Origin of the sequence: Phyllobacterium sp. CCNWLW109 (assembly GCF_037203905.1) — a bacterium.
Classification (GTDB): domain Bacteria; phylum Pseudomonadota; class Alphaproteobacteria; order Rhizobiales; family Rhizobiaceae; genus Phyllobacterium; species Phyllobacterium ifriqiyense.
In genome coordinates, this window is the sequence record NZ_JBBCBK010000003.1 from 806155 (window position 1) to 819233 (window position 13079).

At 54.0% G+C, this 13079-nt stretch carries 15 protein-coding genes and 1 other RNA gene; 8 read left to right on the forward strand and 8 right to left on the reverse strand.

Annotated features, from left to right (window positions below):
* From ku to V9K92_RS14500, 5 genes are all read right to left on the reverse strand, one after another.
* Nucleotides 1–852, reverse strand: a complete 852-nt coding sequence (ku, locus tag V9K92_RS14480) for a non-homologous end joining protein Ku (RefSeq protein WP_337354279.1) — start codon at nt 850–852, stop codon at nt 1–3.
* 60 nt (nt 853–912) lie between these two features.
* Nucleotides 913–2217, reverse strand: a complete 1305-nt coding sequence (locus V9K92_RS14485) for a CynX/NimT family MFS transporter (protein WP_443094468.1) — start codon at nt 2215–2217, stop codon at nt 913–915.
* Nucleotides 2214–2891: a FadR/GntR family transcriptional regulator gene (locus tag V9K92_RS14490; protein WP_337354281.1), complete on the reverse strand. Its 678-nt coding sequence runs from the start codon at nt 2889–2891 to the stop codon at nt 2214–2216. Before V9K92_RS14490 ends, V9K92_RS14485 begins: the two co-directional genes overlap by 4 nt.
* 105 nt (nt 2892–2996) lie before the next feature.
* Complete coding sequence (locus V9K92_RS14495; protein ID WP_115054270.1) at nt 2997–3443, reverse strand: GNAT family N-acetyltransferase; 447 nt, start codon at nt 3441–3443, stop codon at nt 2997–2999.
* 12 nt (nt 3444–3455) lie between these two features.
* The gene (locus tag V9K92_RS14500) at nt 3456–4055 is read right to left on the reverse strand and encodes a DUF1993 domain-containing protein (RefSeq protein WP_115054194.1); all 600 of its coding nucleotides are present in this window, start codon (nt 4053–4055) and stop codon (nt 3456–3458) included.
* 142 nt (nt 4056–4197) lie between these two features.
* Between V9K92_RS14500 and ssrS the strand changes: the two genes are divergently transcribed.
* The 7 genes from ssrS (at nt 4198) to V9K92_RS14535 (ending at nt 8542) form a co-directional block, all read left to right on the forward strand.
* Nucleotides 4198–4354, forward strand: a non-coding RNA gene (gene ssrS, locus V9K92_RS14505) — 6S RNA.
* A 46-nt stretch (nt 4355–4400) separates the two neighbouring features.
* Nucleotides 4401–5006 carry a 5-formyltetrahydrofolate cyclo-ligase gene (locus V9K92_RS14510; protein ID WP_307280711.1) on the forward strand — a complete coding sequence of 202 codons (606 nt, stop codon included), beginning with the start codon at nt 4401–4403 and terminating at the stop codon, nt 5004–5006.
* A gap of 19 nt (nt 5007–5025) precedes the next feature.
* Nucleotides 5026–5850, forward strand: a complete 825-nt coding sequence (locus V9K92_RS14515) for a TIGR00282 family metallophosphoesterase (protein ID WP_115054195.1) — start codon at nt 5026–5028, stop codon at nt 5848–5850.
* 85 nt (nt 5851–5935) lie between these two features.
* Nucleotides 5936–6676, forward strand: a complete 741-nt coding sequence (locus tag V9K92_RS14520) for a TerC family protein (RefSeq protein WP_115054196.1) — start codon at nt 5936–5938, stop codon at nt 6674–6676.
* 32 nt (nt 6677–6708) lie between these two features.
* Nucleotides 6709–7284, forward strand: coding sequence for a biotin transporter BioY (locus V9K92_RS14525; protein WP_115054197.1), 576 nt, complete (start codon nt 6709–6711; stop codon nt 7282–7284).
* Nucleotides 7281–7709 (forward strand): DUF1284 domain-containing protein, encoded by a 429-nt coding sequence (locus V9K92_RS14530; protein ID WP_337354283.1) that lies wholly within the window; start codon nt 7281–7283, stop codon nt 7707–7709. Before V9K92_RS14525 ends, V9K92_RS14530 begins: the two co-directional genes overlap by 4 nt.
* An 83-nt stretch (nt 7710–7792) precedes the next feature.
* Complete coding sequence (locus tag V9K92_RS14535; RefSeq protein ID WP_115054198.1) at nt 7793–8542, forward strand: YebC/PmpR family DNA-binding transcriptional regulator; 750 nt, start codon at nt 7793–7795, stop codon at nt 8540–8542.
* Nucleotides 8543–8608: 66 nt separating this feature from the next.
* Here V9K92_RS14535 and V9K92_RS14540 read toward each other — a convergent pair whose 3' ends face one another.
* From V9K92_RS14540 to rpmE, 3 genes are all read right to left on the reverse strand, one after another.
* The gene (locus V9K92_RS14540) at nt 8609–10030 is read right to left on the reverse strand and encodes an APC family permease (RefSeq protein ID WP_115054199.1); all 1422 of its coding nucleotides are present in this window, start codon (nt 10028–10030) and stop codon (nt 8609–8611) included.
* Nucleotides 10031–10092: 62 nt separating this feature from the next.
* Nucleotides 10093–10740 (reverse strand): Asp/Glu racemase, encoded by a 648-nt coding sequence (locus tag V9K92_RS14545; RefSeq protein ID WP_337354284.1) that lies wholly within the window; start codon nt 10738–10740, stop codon nt 10093–10095.
* 84 nt (nt 10741–10824) lie between these two features.
* Nucleotides 10825–11046 carry a 50S ribosomal protein L31 gene (rpmE, locus tag V9K92_RS14550; protein WP_115054201.1) on the reverse strand — a complete coding sequence of 74 codons (222 nt, stop codon included), beginning with the start codon at nt 11044–11046 and terminating at the stop codon, nt 10825–10827.
* Nucleotides 11047–11260: 214 nt separating this feature from the next.
* Here rpmE and V9K92_RS14555 point away from each other — a divergent pair, with 214 nt between their 5' ends.
* A complete protein-coding gene (locus V9K92_RS14555; RefSeq protein WP_115054202.1) occupies nt 11261–13075 on the forward strand; it encodes an ABC transporter transmembrane domain-containing protein in 1815 nt (604 codons plus the stop codon).
* Nucleotides 13076–13079: the final 4 nt, after the last annotated feature.

Below are 13079 nucleotides of genomic sequence, written 5' to 3' on the forward strand. Positions count from 1 at the left end.
TCAGCTTGCCTTCCGTCGTGCCGGTTCTGCTTTGGTTTTGGCTTTGGTTTTGCTGGCAGTGGCTTGCTTTTTGCCGCCCAGCGCTTTGGCGCTCTCGCGCAGCGCTTCCATGAGGTCCACCACCTTGTCGGACTTGACCGGTTTTCTGGCTTCGATCTTCTTGCCCTCAAGTTTTGCCTTCACCAGTTCGGCCAAGGCTGCCTCGTAGCGGTCTTCATATTTTGACGGGTCGAATGAGCCTTTTTTGGTCTCGATAATATGCTTTGCGAGATCGAGCATCTCGCCCTTGATCTTCATTTCCGGAATATCGCTGAAAGCATCCTTGGCGGAACGGACTTCGTAGTCAAAATTCAAGGTTGTTGCGATCAGGCCCTGATCTTCAGCCCGAATGAGGAGTGTTCGAGCGCGTCGGAAAATCACTGTCTGGGCAAGAGCGACAACTTTCTTGGCTTTCATTCCTTCCCGGATCAAAGCGAAAGCCTCTTCCCCGTTTTTATCGCTTGGCGCGAGATAATATGGTTTGTCAAAATAGACGTCGTCGAGATCGTCAACTCCGACAAATGCCTCAATCGAAAGGGTCTTGTCGCTTTCGGGTACGGCGGCCGCTACTTCTTCGGGTTCAAGCACAATATAATCATTGTCGCCAACCTCGTAGCCTTTTACCTGATCTTCCCGTCCAACAGGCTTACCGCTGTCACTATCAACGAATTGGCGATGGACGCGATTGCCGGTCGTGCGGTTAAGGGTATGAAAGGCGATGCGGTCAGATGTCGAAGCCGCGGTATAGAGCGCGACAGGGCAAGTCAGTTCGCCAACTTTCAAATAGCCCTTCCAATTTGCTCTCGGTGCCAAAGCTCAACTCCTTACACGCCATTTGGAAGAATGCGGGTAAGGAGTTTTTGTTCCAAGCGCCTACTTATTGGATGGCTTGCCAGAAAGCTCGACAGTGCGCGCGCCGACATGGAGTGCACGACCGGCACCCCAACCGAAAAAGGCAGCACCCAGAGCCAGCAAAACAAATAGTACCGATGTGGCGCTATAGCTGTCTGTCAATTTGTGGATGAGGCCAACAAGCAATGGTCCTATCGCAGCAAGTGTATAGCCAACACATTGCGCCATGCCTGACAAATGAGAAGCAATGTGAGAATCCGGAGAGCGCAGAACGATGATCGTCATAGCCAGTGCGATCAAACCACCTTGGCCTATGCCTTGGATGACTGCCCAGAGCCATACGCCTGACAATGGTGCAAACAGCATTCCCAGTAGCCCAATCAGAGCAAATGCGACGAGAGTGACGCTGACAAGCCGTTGATCCTTGCACCGGACGGCGACGGAGGGAACGCCAAGGCACGTGACCACTTGGGCCATGATGGAAACTGAAACCACCACACCTGCCGTAACGCCGTCCATTCCCCGATCACGCAGGATCGGCGACAGCCAGCCAAAGATGCAATAGGCAAGAGATGATTGCAGGCCCATGAAGAGGGTGACCTGCCAGGCGAGGCGGTCGCGCCAAAGACCTTCAACGCGAAATCCCGCATGCTTGGTTCGAACTTTACGGAAAAATGCATGCGGGAACCAGATGAGCGCAACCACCAAAGCCGGTACCGCCCAAGCACCCAGTGCTAAAGACCAGGACCCGCCAAATACATGCTGCAATGGTGCTGTGACGCCTGCGGCACTTGCCGCGCCTGCACAAAGTGCCATTGTGTACAGGCCGGTCATCATGCCGGTGCGGCTGGCGAAGTCACGCTTCACCAATCCCGGAAGCAGGACATTGCCGACGGCTATGCATGCACCGGCGAGCGCAGTTCCAATGAAAAGCAAGGGCAGGGAGGAGAAGCCACGCAAGGCCGTGCCCAAGGCCAGCAAAAGGAGAACGCCAAGCAATGTGCGCTCCGCGCCAATCCGTTGTGCCAATCTCGGCGCTATGGGTGCAAACGCACCAAGGCAAACAACGGGAAGCGTTGTCAGAACGCCAGCGCCGAATGACGATAATCCGGTTTGCGCAATGATTTCCGGCAGGAGTGCGGAGGCGCTGGAAAATAGAGGTCGCAGGTTGAATGCGATCAGGACGAGACTCATGCCGGTTATGATCTCAATCGTCCTGCTTGCAAAAACCGGTGCGCGCGGTGTTGGCGTGGAATCGATTTCGGCGTCGATCAACTGCTCGATCGTTGCGGGCTGAGCGTCATTGGAAGGCATATGTTGGTTCATGATGTGAGAAGCCGATCAAGTTCAGCAAGGATAGGTGCCATGAAGGCGCGTGTGGTGGCTTCGGCCTTTTCGGGATTTCCCGATTCAATGGCGTCGATGATCGCGGCATGAGCCGCCATATCAGGTTCGGGCAATTCGCCCGTGACGGTTGCCTTGATGATTTCCCCTATGGACAGCGAAAAGAAATCATAGACTTCCATCAAAGCCCGGTTGCCCGATGCGGCCACCACTGCCTTGTGGAACTTCAGATCACGCTCAATGTAACGATCATGAGCGGCAGAATTATACTCGCCGCGATCTGCAAGTATGTCGCGTAGCTTGATGATTGTTTCCGGCGTGAAGCGCGTGGCAGCCAGCCGGGCCGCTTCAACCTCCAAAGCACAGCGGGTTTCGACCTGATCACGCAGGCCCGTGCGGCGGATACGCAAAAGACGGTCTTCCGATCCGGTAATAGACTGGACATAGGTGCCAGAGCCCTGCCGCGTATCGAGAAAGCCCTGCGCAACGAGAACGCGGACAGCTTCACGTACGGTTCCGCGGCTGACGCCCAGCATGTCCGCCAGCGTCGCTTCATTGGGAATGCGCTCGCCCACCTGCCACCGTTTGGCGGTAATTTCAGCCCGTATATTACTGACCGCATTGTCGGCTAGATTTGTTCGCGCGGCAGGTTGCATTCCAAAGTCCTCAAGTCATCTGATGACTTGATTAATATGCTTGGGTATCGCCCGCGTCAAGGTGGGCGATTACTACTGCTTGGAATTCTTAGGTGAGGAGTTCAGTCAGATTGATTTAACGTATTTGATAAAGGGCGTTACTTTCGCGATCCGATCATAAAGCTGGCGAGCGGTGTCGTTGTTCTGATTGGTCAGCCAATAAACCGAATGGGCACCGGCCTTTTTTGCTTCAGCGTGAACGGCTTCGATCAATGCCCGGCCAACGCCTTTGCCGCGTATTTCAGGGTCAGCATAGAGATCCTGCAAATAGCAGACATTTTCAATGCTCCAATTATGCCGGTGAAACAGATAATGAGTAAGGCCGACCGGCTTGCCATCAACCTCAGCGATCAGGCCGCTATATTCATGATCATCACCGGAGTTCAAACGGGCGAAGGTGGTTTGGTAAACGTCCTCCGATACTTTCGTTTCGTAGAAATCGAGATAACCGGTCCATAGACGGCGCCATTCTGCTTCGTCCGATTTTTGCAACGGGCGTATTTGAACGCTCATGATCATGCATCCTTAATGCTGCCAAGTCTGGTGTGGGCCTGCTGGCCCGGTGGAATAGACGGGGGTGCCTTCGAAATCCTGTTTCCCCAGAGGAACTCCGGCAATACGCAAGATCGCGTAGCTGATTGTCAAATGAAAATAAAAGTTCGGCAGCGCGTAATCGCGAAGAAATGGCAGCCCGTGAAAATAGCGGGTATTGCCGCGCCATGTAACCTCAACGGGTGTGGTTTCGCTGCCTTCCAGCTTAGCCGGCGGAATGGCATCCAGATAATCAATTGCGTCGTGAAGATAGGCAATCAGTGATGTAAAGGTCTGATGGGACTCGACGAAATCCTGATGATACCCGCGGTTGAACACCGCAAACTGCCCGGCATCCGGTGAAGGCAAAGCCTGCTCTGCAAGTCGCGCCACGCAACCGCGTGCGCCGTCGGCCAAGATTTGTATTTGAACTTTCAACGGAAACATATCGGAGGCCAGCTTCGCCTCGATCATTTGCCGTGTGTCACCGCCGCTTGAAATGGCGTGAGCCTCGGCCTTCTTGAGAATCGCTATGCAATTATCCAGCAATCGCTGAAAAACCGGAACGGATGCCTGGTACATTGTGATCGTCATATATCGAGTCTCCCCCTCAACGCGCACAAACTATCGCGACAGGCGGCTATCAACAACATGGGTACAGACAATGTTGTGTCAGGAACAGAAAATCGTGTTCGATCTACTGGCGCTATTGCTACAGGCGTCCTATATTCGGATCGGCGCTCTGCGCCTCACGACAGGAGAGACATATTCCCCGGGGCCTTAATGATCCCTTAGGGAGCTGTCCCTGGAGAGGCCCGTGGGCTTCTTCACACGGCACCCACCTACTTTGTAGGTTCCCGGGATCGACTTCTCCATCGGTTGTGTGGACGCCACTGTTTCATCCCGAGCTGGTTTCCGGCGCCTCATGAAATTATCGCTTTGCAAACCCAATCCCCGATCAAAGAACTGAAGAAAGCGCTGCGTCTCGAAGCTTTGGCGCGCCGCGATGCCTTGTCCGCAGATTATAGGAGCAACGCATCATTACAGCTTGCCACCCACGGCCTGTCGGGCATCTCGCTGCAACCGGGCGAAATTGTATCGGGTTTCTGGCCGATACGTTCGGAAGTTGATCTGCGTCCGCTGTTGTTTGCTTTGCGCGATAAGGGTGCCCGGCTTTGCCTTCCAGTCATTATCGACAAGCAGACGATCATATTTCGGGAGCTGACCCAAGACGCGCCGATGATTGAAACAGGATTTGGAACGTCGGGACCGCCTGACGATGCACCTGTCGTCGACCCTTCCTTTATGCTGGTGCCTTTGGCTGCTTTTGACGAGCGCGGTCATCGTATCGGCTATGGTGCGGGCTATTATGACAGGGCAATAGCAAGATTACTGGCACTCGGCGCCAATCCCACCTTGCTTGGGGTCGCATTTGACTGCCAGAAAGTCGAAATTGTGCCTGACGAGCCGCATGATGTGCCGCTCGAAGCAATCTTGACGGAAAGCGGGTTGCGCAGCTTTGGCAGTATCGATAAAGCCAATTAACGAAATTCAGGATGTATGCGTGAGATTACTTTTTCTTGGTGACATGGTGGGCCGGTCCGGGCGGACAGCAGTTTACGAACAACTGCCCGGTTTGATTTCCGATCTGAAACTCGACTTTACCATCGTCAATGGTGAGAACGCCGCGGGCGGCTTCGGTATCACCGAAGAAATATTCCACGATACGATCAATGCCGGCGCAGATGTCGTCACCACCGGAAATCATGTGTGGGATCAACGCGAAGCCCTGATATTCGCCGATAGGGAGCAACGCTTTCTGCGCCCCGCCAATTTTCCGCTTGGCACAGCAGGCAAGGGTTCTGGTGTATTTCTTGCCAAGAATGGCGCGCGTGTTCTTGTCTCCAACATTATGGGTCGCGTTTTCATGCATCCCGATCTGCATGACCCGTTTACGATAGCCGAGGAAATTCTCAAAGCCTGCCCTCTGGGTGAACAGGCCGATGCCGTGATCTTCGACTTTCATGCGGAAGCCACCAGCGAGAAGCAATGTTTCGGCCATTTCGTTGATGGTCGCGCCAGCTTTGTTGTGGGTACGCATACTCATGTGCCGACTGCTGATGCACAGATATTGAATGGCGGCACGGCCTATATGTCTGATGCGGGCATGTGCGGCGACTACGACTCGTCACTGGGCATGGACAAGGAAGAGCCGCTGAACCGGTTTCTTTCCAAGGTGCCAAAGGGGCGATTTGAAGCGGCGAGCGGCAAGGCTACAATATGTGGTGTCGGTGTTGAAATTTCTGATAGGACGGGACTTGCCGAAAAGATCGCTCCATTGCGTATCGGTCCGCGACTTGAAGAAACAATTCCCGCATTCTGGAAATAAGTTGACGTTTGGTTCCGTACACTCCCAGTGGAGTGAATTGATATTTGCATCCCATCCGGTCATTTAACAAGGGACATACGACCCCATGGAAACCTTCCTTTCTTATTTCGATTTCATTTATCAACCAGCAGGCCTTATCGCGCTTGTAACGCTGGTCGTCATGGAGATTGTGCTCGGGATCGATAATCTGATCTTTATCTCGATCCTCACCAACAAATTGCCGAAAGAACAGCAGGCCCGCGCCCGCCGTCTTGGTATTGGCGCCGCGCTGGTTCTGCGCATTGCGCTGCTGTTTACCATATCGATTATCGTACAGTTGACAGAACCGGTCTTCGAAGCTTTCGGCCATGGGTTCTCGTGGCGAGATCTCATCCTGATCGCCGGTGGTCTCTTCCTTGTGTGGAAAGCTACGAAGGAAATCCATCATACGGTCGATCATGAAGACGCCAAGGATGACATTATCGGTAGAAAGGTCACCTTGACCATGGGCGCCGCCATTGGTCAGATTCTATTGCTCGATCTGGTTTTCTCTGTCGACTCAATCATCACGGCTGTGGGTATGACCGACGAGATCGTGATTATGGTTATCGCGGTTCTTGCTGCTGTTACTGTCATGCTTTTTGCAGCGGAGCCCTTGTCGAAGTTTATCGCCAATAATCCAACCATTGTCATGCTGGCCTTGGGCTTCCTGCTCATGATCGGTATGACACTGATTGCGGATGGTTTCGGCTTCCATGTACCGAAGGGCTATATCTATGCCGCGATGGGCTTCTCTGCTCTTGTCGAGGCGCTCAATATGTTTGCGCGCCGCCGCAAGAAGCATTGAACTTTATTCAACCTCACTGGGGAAAAGTGAAAATGACACAGACTAATCCTGCTCAAGCCTTCGTGCCTTTGAAGCTTGCCAATCGTTCGCTCGGCTTTCAAGCTTTGGCGGTTGTTATAGGTACGATGTTTCTGGCCGTAAGTTCATGGATATCCGTACCCATGATTCCCGTGCCGATAACGATGCAAACCTTTGCGGTCACCATGGTTGGCGCACTGTATGGTTGGCGTTTGGGCGGAATTACCGTGGTCGCATGGCTTCTGCAATCCTTCATCGGACTGCCGGTTCTCGCCGAAGGGATGCCCGGCCAACTGGCCTTCGCCGGGCCCACGGCAGGTTACTTGTTTGCATTCCCAGTTGTTGCCGCGATGGTTGGTTATCTGGCTGAACGCGGGTTTACACGCAACCCGTTCAGTTCGGCAGTGGTCATGCTTATGGGCAATGCGCTCTGCCTTGCTGTCGGCGGATTGTGGCTGGCAGGTCTTTTTGGATTTGATGTCGCCTGGGCTTCGGGCGTTGCGCCATTCATTCTTGGCGGTGTTCTCAAATCTGCATTGGCTGCTGCAATGCTTGAAGCTGTGCGTCGTTCGGGTATCCGCTTGTCTTGACGGTAAAGCTTCGTTCGCACCATCTGCTTTGCATGCTGACCTATGTCGGCAAAGGCTATAGTCAGGCCTTTACCGACAATTACGACAGGGTCATCGAAAGGCTGGCTGGGGGCGAAGAAATAATTATCGGGGAGGGGCCGGACGAGATTTGTCAGCCCCTTCTCGAAACTACTGAGCCACACTGCCACAATGTGAGTGTAACAGAGCGCGATACGCAAGCGCTGCTCGACGTTGGCAAGCTGCTGGGGCGGACATTGCAGGTCGGTGACCGGCTCAAGATAAATCTTTCGACGCTTGAAGGATTGCGCCAAAGCTTTGCTGGTGGAACGACGCGCACGGCCTGTGTAGGCTGCGAATGGTTCGAACTTTGTACGACGGTATCCGCAGACGGCTATGACAGTGTAAAACTGCACATTGTTGAATGAATTTTGGCGGTGCTGGACGGCGCGGCTGTTTTTACTTATAAGGGCCCCCATTCCAAAACCGCAGACAAGCATGCAGGGGTGCCATGGCAGGCCATTCACAATTCAAGAACATCATGCACCGCAAAGGGCGTCAGGACGCCGTGCGGTCGAAAATCTTTTCCAAGCTGGGTCGCGAAATCACTGTCGCTGCCAAGCAGGGTCTGCCTGACCCGCTGATGAACCCACGCCTGCGTCTGGCTGTACAGAACGCCCGCGCGCAATCAATGCCAAAAGATAATATCGAGCGGGCCATCAAGAAGGCATCCGGTGGCGACGCCGAGAATTATGATGAAGTGCGCTATGAGGGTTACGGCCCGGGCGGCGTTGCTGTCATCGTCGAAGCGCTGACAGATAACCGGAATCGCACAGCGTCCAATGTGCGTGCAGCCTTTACGAAGGCGGGCGGTGCGTTGGGTGAAACCGGATCGGTTGGCTTCATGTTCAACCGAGTTGGGGAAATCACCTACAAGGTTGATGTTGGCGACGCCGACAAGGTTATGGAAGCAGCCATCGAAGCTGGCGCTGAAGATGTTACAAGCGATGAAGAAGGCCATGTCATTATCTGCGCCTTTGAAGACATTGGCGACGTATCGAAGGCTCTGGAAGCGGCACTAGGCGAAGCTGAATCCGTCAAGGCCATCTGGAAGCCTGCAACAACGGCTCCGGTCGATGAAGAGAAGGCACAGTCTGTGCTGCGTCTGCTTGCGACCTTGGACGATGATGATGACGTGCAGAATGTTTATGCGAATTTCGAGGTTAGTGACGAGGTTCTCGCCAAGTTAAGCGCCGCCTGATTTGAGGTTCCGTACAAGCTAAAAACCCTGCCGGATGAAAATCCGGCAGGGTTTTTTGCATTTAACTTAGTTCACTGGTCCGTCGCCGCCCAAAGCACTGAGGTCGGACTTTTCCGTAACGCCGGTAGCGCGATTGACGAGTACTGTGACGATCCACAGCACAACCCCAACAGCTATCAAAACTCCGGCGATCTTGTATTGAACCGGATCGCGGCCAGTCCATGGACCTGCGAAGAAAGCGCAGGAGATGGCACCTATAACAGGAAGGAAGGTCGGTGTGCGGAAATGCTCATGCTCGACTTTCTCCCGGCGCAAGATCAGAACGGCTATATTGACGATTGTAAATACGAACAGCAGCAGTAGCGCGGTTGTCCCGCCCAGTGCAGGGACCTCGCCGACAAACAGGATGAGCCCAAAGGCCAGAAGGGTCGTGAAGCCGATGGCAAGATAGGGCGTACGACGCGTTGGATGCACCTTACCGAATATGGGCGGCAGGACATGTTCGCGGCTCATACCGTAAACCAATCGGCTTGCCATGAGCATATTGATCAAGGCGCTATTGGCTACTGCGAACATTGTTATGAAACCAAAAATCCAAAGCGGGAAATTGGGAGCTCCAGCCTGTACCACTTTGAGCAAAGGTGTTTCGCCTTCGCCAAGATCGGCAGGCGAAACGAGTGTGATGGCTGAAATCGAAACCAACACATAGATGGCGCCGGTAATGAAGAGCCCGGTGAGGAGTACTTTCGGGAAAATCCCGGAAGGGTTTTTGCATTCCTCAGCCATATTGACGGAATCCTCGAAGCCGACCATTGCAAAAAATGCCAGGGTGGTCGCTGCCATGACTGACCAGAAGATGCTGGAATCTGGGGTGCTGGCAAATTGGGTGATGCGGGAAACGTCGCCTTGACCGGCGCTGATGGCCCATAAGCCTATGAAAATAATGATCAGAAGGCCGGTAAGCTCAACTATTGTGAGAACCACATTGGCTTTCACGCTTTCTCCGACACCGCGAAAATTGACGATTGCAACCAGCGCCATGAAACCAAGGCCAACGAGCGAGATACCTATCCCGGACTCAAGATTGAGTTGGAATGCACCGGAGAGATTGGCGGCAAATGCGCGCGAGGCTGTCGACGCCGAGGTGATGCCGGAACACATGACCGTAAAGGCAACGAGGAATGTAACGAAGTGAATTCCGAAGGCTTTATGCGTGTAGAGAGCTGCCCCCGCAGCCCGCGGATATTTTGTTACCAGTTCCAGATAGCTGAATGCCGTGACAACGGCGACAACGAAAGCGATCAAAAATGGAAGCCAGACTACGCCGCCGACCTGTTTTGCGACTTGTCCGGTCAATGCATAAATGCCTGTGCCGAGAATATCGCCAACAATGAAAAGCAGGAGAAGCCAAGGTCCCATCACCCTATGCAAGCTTGGCTCAATCTTCGCGCCAGGCACTGTGCTGGCTCCGGAAGTCACGTCAGTCATTGCATGGTCCCTCCCTATGCACGCAGATGTATGAGAAAAGCTATTGGCGAAACAGCAGCTTGTCAAACGCTGGGGCGACAAGCGGCAATCGCTGCCGCCAGCCCTGAACTTGGCGAATCGAAAGGTCTTGGGCCTTTGGTAACATTGCCGGCTGCGCCCGCCATTGATGCTTGAGCCAAGGCCACAATATCGGCTCCCGCTTCATATGCAGCATCCGCTGCCTTGGCAATTGCCGCGCAATAGGCGATGTGATCACCGGCCAGAAGAAGGTCCCAGATTTCCGGAATCAAGCGCACATCAATCGTTGCATCAGTACCCTCCGCAGCTTGTGTAAAAAGCCGCGTCGTTGGCTCGATCGTTGTATCGAGAGCGCAAAGCGCAACCACCAAGCCGCCGTTGCGGACAGAGCGTTTTGCCAGTTCCGCATCGACGCGCAGGACAGGGACGCCGGTTGATCCAAGCTGTTCAACTGAAGGGCCGAGTGTGGAGCAAGTCAGCATAACCACGTCGGCATCCCCGGTCAGGGTTTGCAATGCCGCTGCCGTCTCCTGTGCGATAGATGGCGTCAGCTTGCCTGCCTCACGCGCGGCCTGCAAAAGATCGGCCCGCACTTTGTGCATAAGTGTCCCGGCAGAAAGCCCGATTTTCATGCCAGCCTCTTCGAAGCCCGCAATATTGCTTTCGGCGGTATGCAGCAGAGCAATTTTCACGAATGGTGTCCCCCGAAAAAATCCGCAAACAAAAACGGCCCCGCAGAGCAGGGCCGTTTAAAGATGCCATAAAGGCAAAAAGAATTATATGCCGAGATTGCCGAAGCGTGTCTTGAACTTGGAAACACGGCCGCCGCGATCGGAAAGCTGCGCATTGCCGCCAGTCCATGCTGGATGTGTGGATGGATCGATATCGAGGTTCATCGTATCGCCTTCCTTGCCCCATGTGGAGCGGGTCATGTATTCTGTACCATCGGTCATGACGACTTTGATGTTGTGGTAGTCAGGATGAATGTTGGCTTTCATCGGTAGTGTCCTAAACTGGAGGGCGCAAAACCGGCACCACTTTGATTGTGGTAGTGCTGGTCAGGAGCCGATTGTTAAAGATGAAGCCAAACGCCACAGAAACTGCAGACGGTTGGGGCTTCCAAAACTGTTGGCGAGCCTATACATCAGCCTTCAAGCAATAACAAGGCCATCTGGCTGCAAAGTCGCCAAAGCGATGTGAGGATATTGATTAATGGCAGATTCGGCTCAATCTCGCCTTGATGAGACAGAGAGAAAGCGCCGCTCGCTAAAGCCGCTGAGCCGGATCTTCCCCTATATGTCCCGTTATAAAGGCATGCTGGCAGGAGCTTTGGCTTCCCTGATACTCGCCGCCGTGACGACATTGACGTTGCCGCTTGCAGTCCGGCGCATGATTGATCACGGCTTCACCGGCGCCAATGGTGCATTCATTGACAATTACTTTGGAATGCTGGTGCTCCTCGCCGCTTTGCTGGCGGTCGCTTCGGCCGGGCGCTATTATTTCGTTATCACATTAGGCGAGAGGATTATTTCCGACCTTCGCCGTGATGTATTCGCGCATTTGACCAGGCTTTCTCCAGCGTTCTTCGACGGCACGCAATCGGGCGAGATCGTTTCCCGTCTGACTGCCGATACAACGCAGATCAAGTCAGCGGTAGGTGCAACAGCATCCATAGCCTTGCGCAATCTGATACTCGCCCTTGGCGCTATTTTCATGATGGTGATCACAAGCCCAAAACTTTCCAGTCTGGTCATCGCGGCGATTCCCGTGATCATTATTCCGCTGATAGCCTTTGGCCGTTCCGTGCGCAGGCGCTCGCGCCGGGCACAGGACACACTTGCCGATGCCACAGCCTATGCCAGCGAATCCATTGTATCTGTGCGAACATTGCAGGCTTTCACCAATGAAAAACTGGCGATATCGCGTTTTGGCGCATCGGTGGAGGATGCGTTTCTGGCGGCGCGGGCGTCGGTGAAGGCGCGCGCAGTGCTGACGGCGTTTGCAATTTTCATGATTTTCTCCAGCGTTGTCGCGGTGCTCTGGTTTGGCTCACGCGATGTGCTGTCCGGCGTCATAACACCCGGTACATTGGGGCAGTTTCTGCTCTATTCCGTTTTTGCTGCAGGTGCCTTGGGTGCACTTTCCGAGGTCTGGGGAGAATTATCGCAGGCAGCCGGTGCCGCGGAACGCTTGACCGAGATTCTCAACGAACAGCCTGCTATTGCAGCGCCAGTCAATCCAGTTGCCTTGCCGCAACCGCCTGTGGGTTCGGTGACTTTTGGTGATGTCCAATTCAACTATCCGGCCCGCCCTGATGCTCCTGCGCTAAGAGGACTCAACTTTACCATCCAGCCCGGTGAGACAGTCGCCATTGTTGGCCCCTCCGGCGCTGGAAAAAGCACGGTCTTCTCACTGTTGCTTCGCTATTATGATCCGCTTTCTGGGCGGATCGAAGTCGATGGCGTTGATATTCGGGATGTTGATCCTGTGGCTTTGCGCGCCCGCATTGCCATTGTCCCGCAGGACACAACTATTTTTGCGGCCACTGTCAGTGAGAATATCGGTTTCGGCCGTCCCGGTGCGAGCGAGGCTGATATTGAAGCTGCTGCCAAAGCGGCCTTGGCACATGATTTCATTTGCGCTTTGGATCATGGTTATAATACGCAAGTCGGAGAGCGCGGCGTAACGCTTTCAGGTGGGCAGCGCCAACGCGTGGCAATTGCCCGCGCGATTTTGCGCAACGCGCCGATATTGCTGCTCGATGAGGCGACCTCCGCACTTGATGCTGCAAGCGAAATGCTCGTGCAGAAGGCGCTTGATCACCTGATGGAAGGACGCACGACGCTGGTGATCGCTCACAGGCTTGCAACCGTGCTGAAAGCAGATCGTATTCTGGTGATGGAAAACGGCCGTATAGTCGAAGAAGGAACGCACCAGTTGCTTGTGAAAAAGAATGGCATTTATGCCAATCTTGCAAAACTGCAGTTTGAAGCCGGGGCGGATGCCTTCAAAGGTGCAGCCGAATAAGCAG